This is a genomic window from Alkalihalobacillus sp. MEB130 (assembly GCF_032335535.1).
Classification (GTDB): domain Bacteria; phylum Bacillota; class Bacilli; order Bacillales; family Bacillaceae_D; genus Halalkalibacter.
In genome coordinates this window covers 88,742-106,193 of record NZ_JAOANA010000002.1, presented here as the reverse complement: position 1 = coordinate 106,193, position 17,452 = coordinate 88,742, and the positions used below count along the sequence as shown (strand labels likewise).

Sequence of the window (17,452 nt, the reverse complement as noted above, 5' to 3'; positions counted from 1 at the left end):
CAACATGGCATTTGAAGGTTTAGCGGAACGACTGCAAGGGACGTTAACCAAAATTCGTGGAAAAGGTAAAGTAAGCGAGAATGACGTAAAAGAAATGATGCGGGAAGTTCGGCTCGCTTTACTAGAAGCGGATGTTAACTTTAAAGTTGTCAAACAATTCATTGCAAGTGTAAAAGAGAAAGCACTTGGGCAAGAAGTAATGAAAAGCTTAACGCCTGGACAACAAGTCATTAAAGTTGTTAATGAAGAATTAACAGCCTTAATGGGAGGAGAACAAAGCAAAATTGCAGTTGCGCCGAAGTCACCAACGGTCGTTATGATGGTCGGGCTTCAAGGAGCTGGTAAGACGACGACTACAGCGAAGCTTGCGAATCATTTGCGCAAAAAACATAACAGACAGCCATTATTAGTTGCTGCAGATATATACCGACCTGCTGCAATTAAGCAGTTAGAGACGTTAGGAAAGCAACTGAATATGCCTGTGTTCTCTCTTGGTGATCAAGTGAGCCCTGTAGAAATTGCGAAGCAGGCAATTGAAAAGGCAAAAGAAGATCATCATGATTATGTTTTAATTGATACAGCTGGTAGATTGCATATTGACGAAACCTTAATGGATGAATTAATACAAGTAAAAGAAATCGCTAAACCTGATGAAATTTTACTTGTTGTCGATGCAATGACTGGACAAGATGCAGTCAATGTGGCAGAAAGTTTCAATGAACAGCTTGATGTAACGGGTGTTGTGTTAACAAAACTTGATGGTGATACACGTGGTGGTGCAGCGATTTCTGTTAAAGCCGTTACGAATACACCGATTAAGTTTGCGGGTATGGGAGAGAAAATTGACCAACTCGAGCCATTTCATCCAGATCGTATGGCATCAAGGATTCTTGGAATGGGAGATGTGCTGTCATTAATTGAAAAAGCACAAACCAATGTTGATGAGGAAAAAGCTCGTGAACTTGAGAAGAAAATGCGTACAATGGATTTCACCTTTGACGATTTTCTAGATCAGCTCGATCAAGTTCGTAGTATGGGTCCGCTTGATGAGCTACTAAATATGATGCCTGGTATGAATAAAAAAGGTATGAAAGACTTAAAAGTAGATGACAAGCAAATCGGTAAAGTAGAAGCGATCGTTCGCTCTATGACGAAAAAAGAGAAACAAGACCCAAGTATTATGAATGCGAGCAGACGTCGCCGAATTGCGAAAGGAAGCGGAACGACCATTCAAGATGTGAACCGTCTTTTGAAGCAATTTGAAGATATGAAAAAAATGATGAAGCAAATGGCCGGTATGACCTCAGGTAAAGGAAAGAAAAGAGGAAAAGGTCTTGGAGGTTTTAAACTTCCATTTTAAACTGGAAATCCATTTTTCTAGTTGATAACTAGAGAAATTGATGATAATATAAATTTTTGTGTGAATATTTTTGGAGGTGTCCCACGAATGGCAGTAAAAATTCGTTTAAAGCGTATGGGTTCTAAGAAGGCCCCATTTTATCGTGTAGTAGTAGCAGATTCTCGCGCACCGCGTGATGGTCGTTTCATCGAGGAAATTGGAACGTACAACCCATTAACTCAACCAGCAAAAGTTGATATTGCTGAAGAGAAAGCTCTTGACTGGATGTTAAAAGGTGCAAAACCTTCTGATACAGTTCGTAACCTTTTCTCTAAAGAAGGTTTAATGGAAAAGTTACACAACGCTAAAAACCAGAAGTAATAAAAAATAAGAATCCAAAAGTGATTTTCCTTTTGGGTTCTTATTTAAAGTAATGAGCGTCTTTCCTTTTTGATGACATACTAAAAGGAGAATTATATGAAAGCGTTAGTTGAACACATTGTAAAAGCACTTGTTGACCAACCAGAATATGTTCAAGTGGAAGAAGTAGAAGAGGGACAAACCCTTAACTTACGTTTAACTGTTCATCCTGACGATATGGGGAAGGTCATAGGGAAGCAAGGTCGAACCGTTAAAGCGATTCGTTCGGTAGTATATGCCGCAACGCCTTCGCAGCGAGTACGATTAGACATCGTGGATTAGTAACGCAACAAAGGGCGAGGGTAACCTCACCCTTTTTCTATTATTAAAAAGATAGACTATTACGAAAAAAACTTATTGCTCAAATGAGGTACTGTGAATGAAAATCATACGTAACGTCATTGTTAAACAAGTTTTAACCAGTAAAAAACGGGCAACAATTTTAAAGAAGTTAGAAGAGGAAGCACAAAAATACAATCGTGAAATTAAACAATTAACTTTTCTTTTACATAAAGCAATAAGAGATTCAGGAAGCAAGCATGAAGAAGAAGAAATACGTGCACGATATATGAAAGATATTAAACAAAGAGAAGCTTCTTTGGAATCCGTTACGTTTCAAATACAACAGATGGATAAACTAGAATTAGGAACAGAAATTCTTGAAGGGACAGTGGAAAGTTTCATTGAGATTCATGAAGGAGACCGATGGCCTGGTATAGAGTCTAGACAAGAGATTGTCGTCAAAGATGGCATTGTTCAAGAAATTCGAGAAAGTAGGAATGATGATGACTGAATGGTTTAAAGTTGGAAAAATTGTGAACACCCATGGAGTGAGGGGAGAAATTCGTGTCATTTCTTCAACTGATTTTGCTGAAGAACGTTATGCGGTTGGAACTCAGTTAATGATTAAAGCGGAGAATGGGAACGAAGAAGTAGTGGTCGTGCGTCATCACCGTCCACATAAAAATTTTGATTTACTCCAGTTCGAAGGATATCATTCTATTAACGATGTAGAACGGTTTAAGGGCTCAACTCTTTATGTCTCGGAAGAGTATTTAGATGAATTAGAGGAAAATGAATACTATTATCACGAGATTATTGGGTGCAGCGTCATGACAGAATCTGGTGATGAGCTTGGCAAAGTGAAAGAGATTTTTGAAACGGGTGCAAATGATGTTTGGGTTATTCAACGTTCAGGTGGGGGAAAAGACATTTTGATTCCCTATATTGAAGATGTTGTAAAGGAAATAGATATAGAGAATAAAGCAATTCGAGTGCATGTATTAGAAGGGTTAATAGAATGAAGATTGACGTCTTATCTCTTTTTCCAGACATGTTTACAAATGTTTTCGGTTCGTCGATATTAAAGCATGCAGAGGAGTCAGGTGCGGTGTCGTTTCGAGTGGTTGATTTCAGAGAATATGCTGATAATAAACACCGAAAAGTAGATGATTACCCATATGGTGGAGGAGCAGGTATGGTTTTACGTGCTCAACCCTTTTTTGATGCTGTAGATGATTTAGTAAAAGATCAGAAGAAACCGAGAGTCGTTCTTCTCTGTCCACAAGGAGAACGATATACTCAAAAGAAGGCTGAGGAATTTAGCAAGGAAGAACATCTTATTCTTCTTTGTGGGCACTATGAAGGTTATGACGAACGTGTGAGGGAACATCTTGTTACGGATGAAGTATCAATTGGTGATTATGTGTTAACAGGTGGAGAGCTTGGAGCAATGGTCATCGCAGATAGTGTAACAAGATTGTTGCCGGGTGTGCTTGGAAATGAAGAATCGGCTATCACAGATTCCTTTTCAACTGGAATACTAGAGCACCCTCATTATACAAGACCAGCTGAATTTCGTGGCATGAAGGTACCGGATATACTGCTATCAGGACATCATAAAAACATTGATGAATGGAGACATCGTGAATCTTTAAAGAGAACATGGGAAAGACGACCTGATCTACTTGAGGGAAAAGCGCTAAGCGAGAAAGAGCAATTATGGATCGAAGAATTTACTAGAAAAGAATAACTAGAGCTTGTGAAAGATAAGTGTTTATGTTATTATAAATCTTGTGGCTTAAGGCCTGTTATTACGATGTTCCGCTGTAGTATTAAGCTTTCAAGAGCATCTGTATGGAAGGAGTGGAATTATATGAACAACATTATCCGTGAAATTACAAGTGAGCAACTACGTACTGATCTTCCGGCTTTTCGTCCTGGTGATACGTTAGTGATCCACGTTAAAGTTGTTGAGGGTACTCGTGAGCGTATCCAGTTATTCGAAGGCGTTGTAATCAAGCGTCGCGGTACTGGTATTAGCGAAACTTTCACAGCACGTAAAATTTCGTACGGTGTAGGAGTTGAACGTACATTCCCATTACATTCACCAAAGATCGCTAAGATCGAAGTGAAGCGTCGCGGTAAAGTACGTCGTGCTAAACTTTACTACCTACGTAGCCTACGTGGTAAAAAAGCTCGTATTAAAGAAATTCGATAAAGAGCGAGAAAAAGAGCTTAGGAAACTAAGCTCTTTTTTAAATGGGGTTTTGAACACCTCTAGATATACTTACTTGATCTAGGATAATGTAAACGACATCGAAACAAAGATGTGATAAACTAATGCTTGTAATGGTTACATAATGGAGGGCGTTAGCATGGGTAAGGAGAAGAAAGAATCATGGGAGTGGCTGAAAGCGGTCGTTATAGCACTTGTCCTTGCATTTGTTATTCGCCATTTTTTATTTGCCCCGGTAATCGTTGATGGTGAATCGATGATGCCTACTCTCGAACATAGTGATCGAATGATTGTAAATAAAATTAGTTATTCAATAGGGACACCTAATCGCTTTGATATTATTGTTTTCCATGCTCCAGCTGGTAAGGATTATATTAAACGCGTCATTGGTTTACCTGGAGATGTAATTGAGTTTAGGGACGATACGCTTTATGTAAACGGAGAAGCGGTAGATGAGCCTCATTTAGATGAATTGAAACAAGCTGCAGGAATAGAGCGAGTAACACGAGATTTTCAAGCTATTACAGTTCCTGAAGATGAATTGTTTGTTCTTGGGGATAACCGTGGACGGAGCAAGGACAGTCGTGACATTGGTACGATTCATATTGATGAAGTAATCGGGAAAGCTAATGTTGTATTCTGGCCAGTTCCAAATATTCGTATTGCCAAGTAGGAAGGTGAACGTAGTGACCATTCAATGGTTTCCCGGCCATATGGCCAAAGCTAGAAGGGAAGTTACTGAGAAACTTAAATTTATTGATGTAGTCATTGAACTTCTTGATTCAAGGGTTCCGTTAGCTTCACGTAACCCAATGATTGATGAAATTGTCTCACATAAACCGAGACTAATTTTGCTAAATAAAGCCGATTTAGCTGATCCATCTGTTACAGAGAAGTGGAAATTGTACTTTGAAAGCAAGGGTGCAATGGTGTTAGCGGTCAACGCACAAACTGGAAAAGGGACCGAAAAAATTCCAAGTGCATGTAAGCAACTGGCAAAACCGATTCTTGATAAAATGATTTCAAAAGGAATGAAGCCTAGAGCCGTTCGAGCTATGATATTAGGTATCCCAAATGTAGGGAAGTCCACTCTAATTAATCGTCTAGCTTCCAAACGTACAGCTCAAGTAGGAGATCGTCCGGGTGTAACCAAAAAGCAGCAATGGATTAAAGTTGGTACAGAATTGGAATTGCTTGATACACCAGGGATTTTATGGCCGAAGTTTGAAGATCAAATTATTGGCTATCGTTTAGCAGCAACGGGAGCAATTAAAGATGAATTGTTGGATTTTCAAGATATTGCCCTATTTATACTAAATTATCTAAAGGACCATTACCCAACGTCCGTGAAAGAGCGCTATAAATTAGATCATGTACCAGAGGATGGGGTAGCCCTCTTTGATGAAATAGGAAAAAAACGTGGATGCTTGCTTAGTGGTGGATATATAGACTATGACAAGGCTGCGGAAATCATACTGAGAGAAATGAGATCTGGAACACTGGGAAGAATCTCGTTAGAACAACCAGATAACCTATAAGGCCGATGATAGAGCCATTTTGGCTTTTCGTCGGTTTTTTTATTATTAAAACAACTAGAAACTCTTCATTTTAACTACAGTTTTATTAAGAAGCAACCGATATAATACTAGAGGTGAATCAATTGAATGCATCCATTAAAGAGTTAGAAGAGAAATTACTTTATACAAATGAAATAGATGATAAAACAATCCAACTGTTAAAAAAAGATGAGCGCAAAGGTGTTCAGAAATTACTAACTCGTTATGAAACGATGAAGAAGAAAGAGCATGCATTAGAAGAGATGCATATAGAAATGATTCAATATGAATCTTCTCTACGAGAGAAAGGATTTGTACATATTGCAGGTCTTGATGAAGTGGGTCGCGGACCTTTAGCTGGCCCTGTCGTCGCAGCAGCCGTAATTTTACCCGCCGATTTTAAATTATTAGGACTAACAGATTCAAAAAAATTAACGAAAGAAAAAAGAGAACATTTTTTCGAAGTGATCAAAAGAGACGCTATTTGCTACTCTATTCAAATGGTGCATGCTGCTGAGATTGATCAGATCAACGTTTATGAATCTACGAAACTAGCTATGAAAAGAGCGGTACAGGACCTTAAATATCAACCTGAGTATTTATTGCTTGATGCCATAAAAATAGATGTACCAATTGAACAATTATCGCTTATAAAGGGAGATCAAAAAAGTCTTTCCATTGCAGCGAGTTCAGTGTTAGCAAAAGTAACACGAGATCGGTACATGGAAGAAATAGCCAAGGAATTTCCAGGTTATGGATTTAGTAATCATGTAGGGTACGGTACAAGAGAACATCTTCATGCTTTATCTACATTAGGAATCACAAGAGAACATAGAAAATCATTTAAACCAATTGAAGAATTAGTATGTCAAGAGTAGGAGGCGTGTAAGGGAATGTATCAACCTACCATTCAAAAACAACTGACAACACAAGTGCAACAAGCGAAGGTCCTTTCCTTTAGAACAGGTCAGATTTTTCAAGGGAAAATTACGAAACTCTATCCAAATCAATTAGCAACACTGGGGATTGGAAAGATGCAAATAACAGCTAAGTTAGAGGCCGCTTTAGTAATTGGACAACGTTATTGGTTTGAAGTAAAGGATGGTAGAGGTCTTCCGCACGTAAAAGTTATAACTGATCATAAACGTAGCTCTTCTAGCGATTCAATGTTACAACAGCTAGGACTTCCGGAAAAAAAAGGAATGGATGGCCTCTTACAGCTGTTTGCTAATAAACAAATACCGTTCTCGCGAGAAACGATAATGACTAGTTTTCAACTACTTACCCAATTACAGCAGGTAAATAAACAGGGAATTGAGACGATTTCAGTAATGCTTGAAAAAGGAATACCACTTTCACGTGAGACTTTTTTAGCTTTTCAATCTACAAATCACTCGCAGTCATTTAGCGAATTACTAACTCTATTTTCGAAAAGCTTACAAAAAGTAGATAATAAGATTGCTGCTAATTTGTTAGATTTCATTAGCAAAATGTCTCAGTCAAGTCCCGTTAAGACTACCATATCTCCTATTACTCAATTATTAACCATGTATGCTGAAGGGGAAAACGAAGATGTCGAACATCTCTTACATAGGCTGAAACTTATTGAGTTAAGTTCTTCAAAGAATCAAATTTTTACAACCTTTTATCAAACTGTTCAACAATCATCTCATCAAGCAATGGTGAAAGCACTTTGGCCAACAGGATTAGAAAGTGGTCTACAAAATGATCTTGATGTACGATCCTTTTTTCAACATGCAATAAGTAGCTTATCAATTCCCGCAGGAAGGGAGGGGGTTGATAAGCTGGCAAAACTTTTGGCTTTTATTTCACCTTCCATAGAAATAGATGCCGATGAGTTGCATACTCGTTGGACAGAGATCGTAAAACAACCTTTAACAACATCGGAAAAAAAGCTCGTTCAAACTCTTTTAGAACAGTCAAATCAGCGTAATTCAGGCATGGTTTTTAGGACGTTATTATCCATGATTGGATATGACTATGAACATCTTGTCACCCGTTTTCTACAAGGGGAAATCATGAATGAAAGGTTCAAGCAGGAGAGCTTTAAAACGTTATTACTTCAAGTGCAAGAACATGATGTTCCGATCTATGTAAAAGAACAGGCAAAGCAACTTCTAGCCAGAGTAACGTCGCATCAATTATTTGCTCAAGATCAAATAGGACCTTTTTTGCAACTTCTTTTTCACCTCCCGTTAACTCTTGGAGCTCATAAGACGGACTTGACAATAAAGTGGGAAAGCAGAAAAATGGATAATGGCGAGCTAGATCCTTCTCATTGTCGCATTCTCTTTTATTTAACTCTTCCAAGACTAGAAGAAACGATTGTCGATGTACAAGTGCAAAACCGTGTTGTCATGATCTCGGTTTTTAATGAAATGGATAAACCATCGGCGTTACTCGAACTCCTTATTCCGAATTTAAAAGGAAACCTTAACGATCAGGGCTATCAACTATTAAGCGTATCTTGGAAAAAGATTCAAGAAATGAAGACAGAGTCTGTCCATTCATCTAACGAAGGCTATGCTCCCATTTCTAGTTATAAAGGAGTAGATTTTCGAGTATGAATACAAAAGGAACGGAATTAAAAAAGCACGCTGTAGCCCTTAGATACCAACCTGAAACAGACCTATCTCCACAAGTAATAGGATCGGGGAAAGGATTCATGGCCGAGGAAATAATAAAAAAGGCGAAAGAACATAAAATTCCTATACAGGAGGACAAAGCTTTAGTTGAATTGCTGTCTCAACTTGAGGTGAACCAAGCGATACCTACAGAACTGTACGAAGTAGTGGCAGAAATCTTTGCTTTTATTTATCGCATTGATCAAAATGGATAAGAAGCTAGCTTTGTTAGAATGTTTTATCTCAGAACATACTAACGGAGGCTAGCTTTTTTGAGCTAATTAACGCGATAGAAAGGTGATAAAAATGAAAAAAGATAAGATCGTTGGTCCTATAGCGACCGATTTAGTGAAAAAATTCAAGGAAGAATATGCCCACGAATTTGGTATTCATCATTCTGTTCAAGAATCAGACGCGAAATTTCAAATGGTGCAGTCTTTATTAAGTAATAATAAGAAGAAAAACCAGAAAAGAAATCAGACCAAGCAAAGCACCCATAAAGATCACACAACTTCGAAATAATAAATTGACAGCAAAATAGGGGATAATCAAGCTTTATAATTGCTGAATGCCCTATTCATTTATGTAGTAAAAGTCGAAGTTTTTAAACTAATTTGAATTAGAGGGGATTTACCCCTCCCCAATTTAAGAAAAGAATGGTAGAATAAAGAAGGATTCAGCCATTCAACCTCGAAATGTTTAAGAATGGCATGAAAATACATGCAATTGATAGGAGGATGGAGAGAGAATGAATATCCATGAGTATCAAGGGAAAGAGTTGCTTCGCCAGTACGGTGTTGCTGTTCCAAATGGCAAGGTGGCGTTCTCGGTTGAAGAAGCAGTAGAAGCAGCAAAGGAATTAGGTTCAAAAATTAATGTTGTAAAAGCACAAATCCATGCAGGTGGACGCGGGAAAGCCGGCGGTGTAAAAGTAGCTAAAGATTTAGATGAAGTTCGTACATATGCAAATGAAATTTTAGGGAAGACGCTAGTTACTCATCAAACAGGACCTGAGGGCAAAGAAGTAAAGCGCTTACTTATTGAAGAGGGTTGCGATATTCAAAAAGAATACTACATTGGTTTAGTATTAGACCGTGCCACTTCAAGCGTTGTTATGATGGCGTCTGAAGAAGGTGGAACAGAGATTGAAGAAGTAGCGGAAGCAACTCCTGAGAAAATTTTTAAGGAGATAATAGACCCAGCAGTCGGTTTGCAAGGGTTCCAAGCTCGCCGTCTTGCTTTTAATATCAATATGCCAAAAGAGCTAGTAGGGCAAACAGTGAAATTTATGTTAGGCCTTTACAAAGTATTTGTAGAAAAAGATTGTTCCATCGCAGAAATTAATCCACTTGTTACGACAGGTGATGGAAAAGTAATGGCACTAGATGCGAAATTAAACTTTGATTCTAATGCTTTGTATCGTCAAAAAGATATTTTAGCATATCGTGATTTAGAAGAGGAAGATCCAAAGGAAATTGAAGCATCGAAATATGATTTAAGCTATATTTCTTTAGATGGAAACATTGGTTGTATGGTAAATGGTGCAGGTCTTGCAATGGCAACGATGGATATCATTAAACATTACAATGGAGATCCAGCTAACTTTCTTGATGTAGGTGGCGGTGCTACGGCAGAGAAGGTAACAGAAGCATTTAAAATCATTCTTTCTGATGACAGCGTAAAGGGAATTTTTGTGAATATCTTTGGTGGTATTATGAAATGTGACATTATTGCTGAAGGTGTTGTAGAAGCGACAAAACAAGTTGGTCTTGAAATTCCACTAGTTGTTCGTTTAGAAGGTACGAATGTAGAACTTGGTAAGAGCATTCTTAAAGAGTCTGGATTAAATATTACAGCTGCAGATTCCATGGCTGATGGCGCACAAAAAATCGTTTCATTAGTGAAATAGAAAGGCGGGGTGAAGGAATGAGTATCCTTATTAACAAAGACACAAAAGTGATTGTACAAGGAATTACAGGAGCTACAGGTTTATTTCATACTCAACAAGCTGTCGAGTATGGTACAAATATTGTTGGTGGTGTAACACCTGGTAAAGGTGGTACAGAGGTAGAAGGAATTCCTGTTTTTAACACGGTTGAAGAAGCAGTAAAAGCTACTGGTGCAAATGCATCCGTTATCTACGTACCACCTGCTTTTGCAGCAGATGCTATTATGGAAGCAACAGATGCTGAACTAGATTTAGCGATTTGTATCACAGAGGGTATCCCGGTAATGGATATGGTTAGTGTGAAACGCTATATGGAAGGCAAGAAAACGCGTCTAATTGGACCAAACTGCCCGGGTGTTATCACGCCAGAAGAATGTAAAATTGGTATTATGCCAGGTTACATTCATAAAAAAGGCCATGTTGGTGTTGTGTCTCGTTCTGGTACACTTACGTATGAGGCGGTTCATCAATTATCGACAAATGGTATTGGTCAATCTTCAGCAGTAGGGATTGGTGGAGATCCTGTAAATGGAACAGACTTCATTGATGTTTTAAACCTGTTTAATGAGGATCCAGATACGTATGCTGTTATTATGATTGGTGAAATTGGTGGAACAGCAGAAGAAGAAGCAGCTGAATGGGTAAAAGCGAATATGACAAAACCTGTTGTTGGATTTATCGGTGGTCAAACAGCGCCTCCAGGAAAGCGTATGGGTCACGCTGGTGCGATCATTTCTGGCGGAAAAGGGACTGCAGCTGAAAAGATTAAAACGTTGGAAAGCTGCGGAATTAAAGTCGCTGAGACTCCTTCTGTTATGGGTGAAACATTAATCTCTGTTCTTAAGGAAAAGGGATTACTTGAAAAATGTACGACACATAAAGTAACAAACTAATAACGATATAATTTTAGAAAGTCCTCATTTTGAGGGCTTTCTTCCCCATTGCCTAAAAGGAGATGTTCGTCTATGTTCACTCTTAAAAAACGACTCATTCATCTTCACAGTTGTCCACACATATCAAGAAAGATATTACGATCCATTTTACTTCAGGATCCGGAGCTCAAAACGATCTATCACTCTTCTATAGCAAACCTTCAAAGCATGTATCATCTCCCGCTACAAAAGGCAGAAAGAATCCTTTCATATATCCAACAAACTTCTCCAGACCAATGTTTATCCTATCTTAAGTCAAAAGAGATTCAAACGATTACGTTCTTAGATTCGGATTACCCTCTCTTATTAAAAAAAATCTATGATCCACCTCTTGTGTTGTATGCTCTAGGGGATAAAACCGTTTTATGTTCAGAACAACGGTTAGCCGTTATTGGAACTCGTGCACCAACTCCAATAGGGAGAAAAACGGTATCTACTTTAATTCCTCCTATCACAAAAAAAGGCTGGACAATCGTTAGCGGGTTTGCAAAAGGAATTGATTCTCTTGCCCATTGGGAAGCAGTTAATGCTTCTGGAACAACGATTGCGGTATTAGGATCAGGTCATTCCTATGTCTATCCAAAAGAAAATGTTTCATTATTTTCACAAATGTCGAAAAGTCACTTAATTCTTTCTGAATATCCTCCGCAAACTCCTCCACAAAAATGGCACTTTCCTGCTCGTAATCGAATTATTAGTGGTTTATCTAAAGCAGTTTTAGTAATCGAGGCGAAAGAAAAAAGCGGTTCACTAATAACGGCAGATCAAGCATTAGAGCAGGGCAGAGACGTTTTTGCTGTACCTGGTTCCATTTACTCCCCACAATCTCAAGGCACGAATTATCTCATACAACAAGGAGCAATGCTAGTCAGGAATGAATATGATATTTTACAAGGATTGGATGCATAAAAGATACTGCTTTTTACACAATTCGACAAAAATCATTCATCCCTTCTTTCCTTTATTTCCAAGTACTGTTTGACAAATAGCAAAAGACTGTTTAATAATAGGGAAGATTTTAATTATATCTTCGAGAGAGGGAGTTAACTATATGGCCGATTATTTAGTAATCGTTGAATCTCCCGCCAAAGCAAAGACCATTGGAAAATATTTAGGAAAAAAATTTATTGTGAAAGCTTCAATGGGACATGTTAGAGACTTACCAAAAAGTCAAATGGGAGTAGATGTTGAAAAAAGTTATGAACCCAAGTACATTACAATTCGTGGAAAAGGTCCCGTTTTAAAAGAACTAAAGACAGCTGCTAAAAAAGTAAAACGAATCTATCTCGCAGCTGACCCCGATAGAGAAGGTGAAGCAATTGCTTGGCATCTTGCTCATAGTCTCGATATTGATGAGAATTCTGAATGTAGAGTTGTATTTAATGAAATTACGAAACAAGCAATTAAAGACGCTTTCAAAACGCCACGGCCGATTAATATGGATTTGGTTGATGCTCAGCAAGCACGAAGAATTCTTGACCGACTAGTTGGATATAACATTAGTCCATTATTATGGAAGAAAGTGAAAAAAGGATTAAGTGCTGGTCGCGTACAATCTGTTGCAGTGAAGATGATCATTGAACGCGAAAAGGAAATCCAAAGCTTTGTTCCTGAAGAATACTGGAGTATACCTGCCCAGTTTGCATTAGATGGGGAACCGTTTGATGCGAAGTTTTACGGAGTTGAAGGAAAAAAACGTGAATTGAATTCAGAGGGCGAAGTTAAAGATATATTAACTAAACTTACGAGTGATCAGTACGACGTAGTCTCAGTTAAAAAGAAAGAACGAAAACGTAATCCTGTTGCTCCGTTTACCACTTCTTCGTTACAGCAGGAAGCTGCTAGAAAATTAAATTTTCGAGCTAAAAAAACGATGATGATAGCGCAACAATTATATGAAGGAATTGAACTCGATAAGAAAGAAGGCGCTGTCGGTTTAATAACGTACATGCGTACAGATTCTACTCGAATTTCAGAAACAGCTCAAGAAGAGGCGAAACAGTACATCGTAGAGAACTTCGGTGAAGAGTTTACTAGAACAGAAAAACGTACTGTGAAAAAAGACAAGAAGGCTCAAGATGCTCATGAAGCAATCAGGCCAACGTCAGTATTTAAAGATCCGAAAACCGTTAAAAGTTATTTATCTAGAGATCAGTTACGACTGTATAAACTAATTTGGGAACGAATGGTTGCAAGTGAGATGGCACCGGCTATTATGGATACAATGACGGTTGACATCGAGCAAAATGGAGTGCAGTTTAGGGCTACTGGATCAAAAGTAAAGTTTGCCGGTTTTATGAAAGTGTATATTGAAGGCAATGATGATGGAAAAAAAGAAGAAGATCGCTTGTTGCCCAATTTAGAGGAAGGTCAAAAAGTCGAGAAGGTTGAAATAGAACCGAATCAACACTTTACTCAACCTCCTCCAAGGTACACAGAAGCAAGGTTAGTTAAAACGATGGAAGAGCTAGGTATAGGTCGCCCATCTACTTATGCTCCGACGCTTGATACCATTCAACGTCGTGGATACGTTGCTCTAGAAGATAAACGCTTTGTGCCGACGGAATTAGGGCAAATAGTATTGGAGCTGATTGTTGAATTCTTCCCAGAAATTTTAGATGTTGAGTTCACAGCTAAAATGGAAAATGATTTGGACTCAATAGAAGATGGACAACAAGAGTGGATTCGAATTATTGATGGATTTTACCATGGATTTGAAAAGCGTTTAACTGTTGCCGAAGAAGAAATGAAAGAAGTAGAAATAAAAGACGAACCAGCTGGTGAAGATTGTGAGAAGTGTGGTCACGAGATGGTTTATAAAATGGGTAGATATGGAAAATTCATGGCTTGCTCAAATTTCCCCGATTGTAGAAATACAAAAGCAATTGTGAAAGACATTGGTGTAAAGTGTCCTAGTTGTAAAGAAGGAAATATTGTTGAGAGAAAGAGCAAGAAACGTCGTATCTTTTACGGATGTGACCGCTATCCAGAGTGTGAATTTATATCTTGGGATAAACCGATTGCTCGTCCATGTCCGAAATGCGGGAAAATGCTTGTTGAAAAGAAAACCAAAAAAGGTGTTCATGTGGAATGCTCAGGTTGTGATTACAAGGAAGACTCTAATTAACGCAATTGAAAGTGAGATTTCTTGATGTTGTTTCATGTATTATGATAATATAGTTTAATGATAAGAGAGAGGGTGGCTTTTGGGAGTCACCCTCATTTCTAATGTAAGATGGAGGGATTATTTTGTCAGAGCAACATGTAAACGTCATCGGTGCAGGTCTTGCTGGTAGTGAAGCAGCTTGGCAACTTGCGAAACGAGGCGTGACTGTCCATTTATATGAAATGCGCCCGGTTAAACAGACTCCGGCTCATCATACAGATAAGTTTGCTGAATTAGTTTGTAGCAACTCGTTAAGAGGGAATAGTTTAACGAATGCAGTAGGTGTGTTAAAGGAAGAGATGCGGAAGTTAGACTCCGTTATTATTGGTTCTGCAGATGATGCATCGGTTCCTGCAGGTGGTGCACTTGCTGTTGATCGCCACGAATTTGCTGGAGCTGTAACAGATCGAGTGAAAAATCACCCTAATGTAAAGGTGTTTAATGAAGAAATAACGTCAATTCCAGAAGGGCCAACGATTATTGCTACAGGTCCCTTAACATCAGAGCTTCTGTCTAAGCATTTACGAGAGGTAACGGGAGAAGAGTATTTATACTTTTATGATGCGGCTGCTCCTATCATCGAAACAGAATCCATTGATATGGAAAAAGTGTACAAGAAGTCAAGATATGATAAGGGAGAAGCTGCCTATCTAAACTGCCCAATGACAGAAGAAGAGTTTGATCGTTTTTATGAAGCTCTTATTGAAGCTGAAACGGTTCCTTTGAAAGAATTTGAGAAGGAAATTTTCTTTGAAGGGTGTATGCCGATTGAGGTAATGGCTAAGCGTGGTCGTAAAACAATGTTGTTTGGTCCAATGAAGCCCGTTGGCCTTGAACATCCCGAAACAGGAAAGAGACCATTTGCCGTTGTTCAGCTAAGACAAGATAATACATCAGGTACGCTTTATAATATAGTAGGATTCCAGACACACCTTAAATGGGGACCTCAAAAAGAAGTTCTACAACTCATACCAGGCCTTGAAAACGCAGAAATCGTTCGTTATGGTGTCATGCATCGGAATACATTTATTAATTCACCAAATCTTCTAAAACCGACCTATCAGTATAAAGATCGGGATGATTTATTCTTCGCTGGTCAAATTACGGGTGTCGAGGGCTATGTTGAATCAGCTGCTGCTGGACTTGTAGCTGGTATTAATGCAGCCAATTACGTACAAGGGAAAGAAATGATTGTTTTTCCTGATACAACGGTGATAGGAAGTATGGCAGCCTATATTACAACAGCTAACAAAAAGAACTTTCAGCCGATGAATGCGAATTTTGGTTTATTGCCACCTCTAGAGCAACGAATTCGCGATAAAAAAGAAAGATATGAACATTTAGCTAACCGAGCAATCGACGCAATTCAGAATTTTGTGAAAAAAATGTAAATATCGTTGTCAGAGCTACTAAATCGTGATAGAATTTAGTAGCTCTGCGAGTGTTAGGTGGTGTCCTTTTATTGCAAGAGCAGTCCTGGCTTGATTTATTTATTACATATTTACAGCTTGAAAAGAATAGTTCTATACATACGATGAGAAATTATGCGAATGATATAAGCGATTTTGAGGTATTTATGAAAGATTCTCAAGTTTTTTGCTTTTCTGATGTAACCGTTAACGATGTTGAGACGTATATAGAGATGTTAGAAAGGAAGTATTCAAACAATACGATCTTAAGGAAAATTTCTACATTACGTAGTTTTTATCGGTTTCACATGGAAGAAGGACGGGTACATGAAAATGTATTTTCCTCGCTTACCTTTACTAAAAATAGTGAGCGTATTCCTACTTTTTTCAATGAGAAAGAAATAATGGATGTCTTACAGTCACTAAATAGTTCTGATCCAATTGATCAGCGGGATTGTGCCATAATAGAACTGCTATACGCTACCGGAATGAAAGTGAGTGAGTGTAAAAGTATTCAACTAGGGGACATTGATTTCTCAATTGGGACAGTGTTGATTGATAAGGAAGGGCGAAATGAACGGTACTCACCATTAGGTGCATTTGCATTGGACGTATTGCAGAAGTATATCAATCATGGGCGTATGGTTCTAGCGGAAAAAAAGAGTCAGCCCAATGGATCATTGTTTCTGAATTTTCGTGGCGGAGCACTGTCAGAAAGAAGTATAAGAGCCATTATTCACAAAAGGGTAGAGAAGGTTTTAGATAAAAAAGATTTTCGTCCGAATGATGTAAGGCATTCTTTGGCGACTCATTTGATGAATAACGGGGCAAATATAAGGATTGTTCGAGAGTTATTAGGTCATAAGCAGTTTCTGACAACACAACAATATACACATGTATCAAAAGATCGATTGCAAGATGTATACAAACATTGTCATCCTAGAGCGTAAGCAGGATGAAAGGGAGGATATAGATGGATCAATCTTTTCACGCAACGACTATTTTTGCCGTTCAACATAATGGTGAATGTGCGATGGCTGGCGACGGGCAAGTAACATTTGGAAATGCGGTTGTAATGAAACATACCGCAAAGAAAGTTCGAACTATTTATCAAGGAAAAGTAGTCGCAGGTTTTGCTGGGTCTGTTGCAGATGCCTTTACTCTTTTTGAGAAATTTGAAGCGCGACTGGAAGAGTACAATGGCAATCTTCAGCGTGCGGCTGTTGAGCTGGCAAAGGAATGGCGAAGTGATAAAGTGCTTAAGAGATTGGAAGCGATGCTAATCGTTATGAATAAAGAGCACTTATTACTTGTTTCAGGAACTGGTGAGGTCATTGAACCTGATGATGGGATTTTAGCAATCGGTTCAGGTGGAAACTATGCTCTATCTGCAGGTCGAGCATTAAAGAAACATGCTCCTGAACTATCAGCGAGAGAAATTGCTCGAGCTTCGCTTGAAACAGCTGGCGAAATTTGTGTGTATACGAACTTAAACATTATTGTTGAAGAGCTTAAATAG

At 38.5% G+C, this 17,452-nt stretch carries 20 protein-coding genes; all 20 read left to right on the top strand.

Annotated features, from left to right (window positions below; translation table 11 throughout):
• The first annotated feature begins 4 nt into the window (after positions 1-4).
• A complete protein-coding gene (ffh, locus tag N0O92_RS02345) occupies positions 5-1,360 on the top strand; it encodes a signal recognition particle protein (protein ID WP_315613004.1) in 1,356 nt (451 codons plus the stop codon).
• 87 nt (positions 1,361-1,447) lie between these two features.
• On the top strand, positions 1,448-1,720 hold the full coding sequence (gene rpsP, locus N0O92_RS02340) for a 30S ribosomal protein S16 (RefSeq protein ID WP_034629696.1): 273 nt from the start codon (positions 1,448-1,450) through the stop codon (positions 1,718-1,720).
• A gap of 96 nt (positions 1,721-1,816) precedes the next feature.
• Positions 1,817-2,041, top strand: a complete 225-nt coding sequence (locus N0O92_RS02335) for a KH domain-containing protein (protein ID WP_315613003.1) — start codon at positions 1,817-1,819, stop codon at positions 2,039-2,041.
• A gap of 97 nt (positions 2,042-2,138) precedes the next feature.
• Positions 2,139-2,552: a YlqD family protein gene (locus N0O92_RS02330; protein ID WP_315613002.1), complete on the top strand. Its 414-nt coding sequence runs from the start codon at positions 2,139-2,141 to the stop codon at positions 2,550-2,552.
• The gene (rimM, locus tag N0O92_RS02325; RefSeq protein ID WP_315613001.1) at positions 2,545-3,063 is read left to right on the top strand and encodes a ribosome maturation factor RimM; all 519 of its coding nucleotides are present in this window, start codon (positions 2,545-2,547) and stop codon (positions 3,061-3,063) included. The genes N0O92_RS02330 and rimM overlap by 8 nt, the downstream gene beginning before the upstream one ends.
• Positions 3,060-3,791, top strand: a complete 732-nt coding sequence (gene trmD, locus N0O92_RS02320) for a tRNA (guanosine(37)-N1)-methyltransferase TrmD (protein ID WP_315613000.1) — start codon at positions 3,060-3,062, stop codon at positions 3,789-3,791. The genes rimM and trmD overlap by 4 nt, the downstream gene beginning before the upstream one ends.
• Positions 3,792-3,914: 123 nt before the next feature.
• Positions 3,915-4,259 (top strand): 50S ribosomal protein L19, encoded by a 345-nt coding sequence (gene rplS, locus N0O92_RS02315; protein ID WP_034740905.1) that lies wholly within the window; start codon positions 3,915-3,917, stop codon positions 4,257-4,259.
• Positions 4,260-4,416: 157 nt separating this feature from the next.
• Positions 4,417-4,950, top strand: coding sequence for a signal peptidase I (gene lepB / locus N0O92_RS02310; RefSeq protein WP_315612999.1), 534 nt, complete (start codon positions 4,417-4,419; stop codon positions 4,948-4,950).
• Positions 4,951-4,963: 13 nt separating this feature from the next.
• Positions 4,964-5,815, top strand: coding sequence for a ribosome biogenesis GTPase YlqF (gene ylqF, locus N0O92_RS02305; protein WP_315612998.1), 852 nt, complete (start codon positions 4,964-4,966; stop codon positions 5,813-5,815).
• A 122-nt stretch (positions 5,816-5,937) separates the two neighbouring features.
• Entirely contained in the window at positions 5,938-6,711 is a 774-nt protein-coding gene (locus N0O92_RS02300; protein WP_315612997.1) for a ribonuclease HII, read from the top strand.
• Between the two features lie 15 nt (positions 6,712-6,726).
• The gene (locus N0O92_RS02295) at positions 6,727-8,421 is read left to right on the top strand and encodes a hypothetical protein (RefSeq protein ID WP_315612996.1); all 1,695 of its coding nucleotides are present in this window, start codon (positions 6,727-6,729) and stop codon (positions 8,419-8,421) included.
• Positions 8,418-8,693, top strand: a complete 276-nt coding sequence (locus tag N0O92_RS02290) for an EscU/YscU/HrcU family type III secretion system export apparatus switch protein (RefSeq protein ID WP_315612995.1) — start codon at positions 8,418-8,420, stop codon at positions 8,691-8,693. Before N0O92_RS02295 ends, N0O92_RS02290 begins: the two co-directional genes overlap by 4 nt.
• Positions 8,694-8,784: 91 nt before the next feature.
• Positions 8,785-9,000 (top strand): hypothetical protein, encoded by a 216-nt coding sequence (locus tag N0O92_RS02285; RefSeq protein WP_315612994.1) that lies wholly within the window; start codon positions 8,785-8,787, stop codon positions 8,998-9,000.
• 226 nt (positions 9,001-9,226) lie between these two features.
• The gene (gene sucC, locus N0O92_RS02280; RefSeq protein ID WP_315612993.1) at positions 9,227-10,387 is read left to right on the top strand and encodes an ADP-forming succinate--CoA ligase subunit beta; all 1,161 of its coding nucleotides are present in this window, start codon (positions 9,227-9,229) and stop codon (positions 10,385-10,387) included.
• A gap of 17 nt (positions 10,388-10,404) precedes the next feature.
• A complete protein-coding gene (sucD, locus tag N0O92_RS02275; RefSeq protein WP_315612992.1) occupies positions 10,405-11,319 on the top strand; it encodes a succinate--CoA ligase subunit alpha in 915 nt (304 codons plus the stop codon).
• A gap of 72 nt (positions 11,320-11,391) precedes the next feature.
• Positions 11,392-12,267 (top strand): DNA-processing protein DprA, encoded by an 876-nt coding sequence (dprA, locus tag N0O92_RS02270; RefSeq protein WP_315612991.1) that lies wholly within the window; start codon positions 11,392-11,394, stop codon positions 12,265-12,267.
• A 142-nt stretch (positions 12,268-12,409) separates the two neighbouring features.
• Entirely contained in the window at positions 12,410-14,485 is a 2,076-nt protein-coding gene (gene topA, locus N0O92_RS02265) for a type I DNA topoisomerase (RefSeq protein WP_315612990.1), read from the top strand.
• A 122-nt stretch (positions 14,486-14,607) separates the two neighbouring features.
• Positions 14,608-15,915, top strand: a complete 1,308-nt coding sequence (gene trmFO, locus N0O92_RS02260) for an FADH(2)-oxidizing methylenetetrahydrofolate--tRNA-(uracil(54)-C(5))-methyltransferase TrmFO (protein ID WP_315612989.1) — start codon at positions 14,608-14,610, stop codon at positions 15,913-15,915.
• A gap of 71 nt (positions 15,916-15,986) precedes the next feature.
• A complete protein-coding gene (locus tag N0O92_RS02255) occupies positions 15,987-16,883 on the top strand; it encodes a tyrosine-type recombinase/integrase (RefSeq protein WP_315612988.1) in 897 nt (298 codons plus the stop codon).
• A 23-nt stretch (positions 16,884-16,906) separates the two neighbouring features.
• Positions 16,907-17,452, top strand: a complete 546-nt coding sequence (gene hslV / locus N0O92_RS02250; protein ID WP_315612987.1) for an ATP-dependent protease subunit HslV — start codon at positions 16,907-16,909, stop codon at positions 17,450-17,452.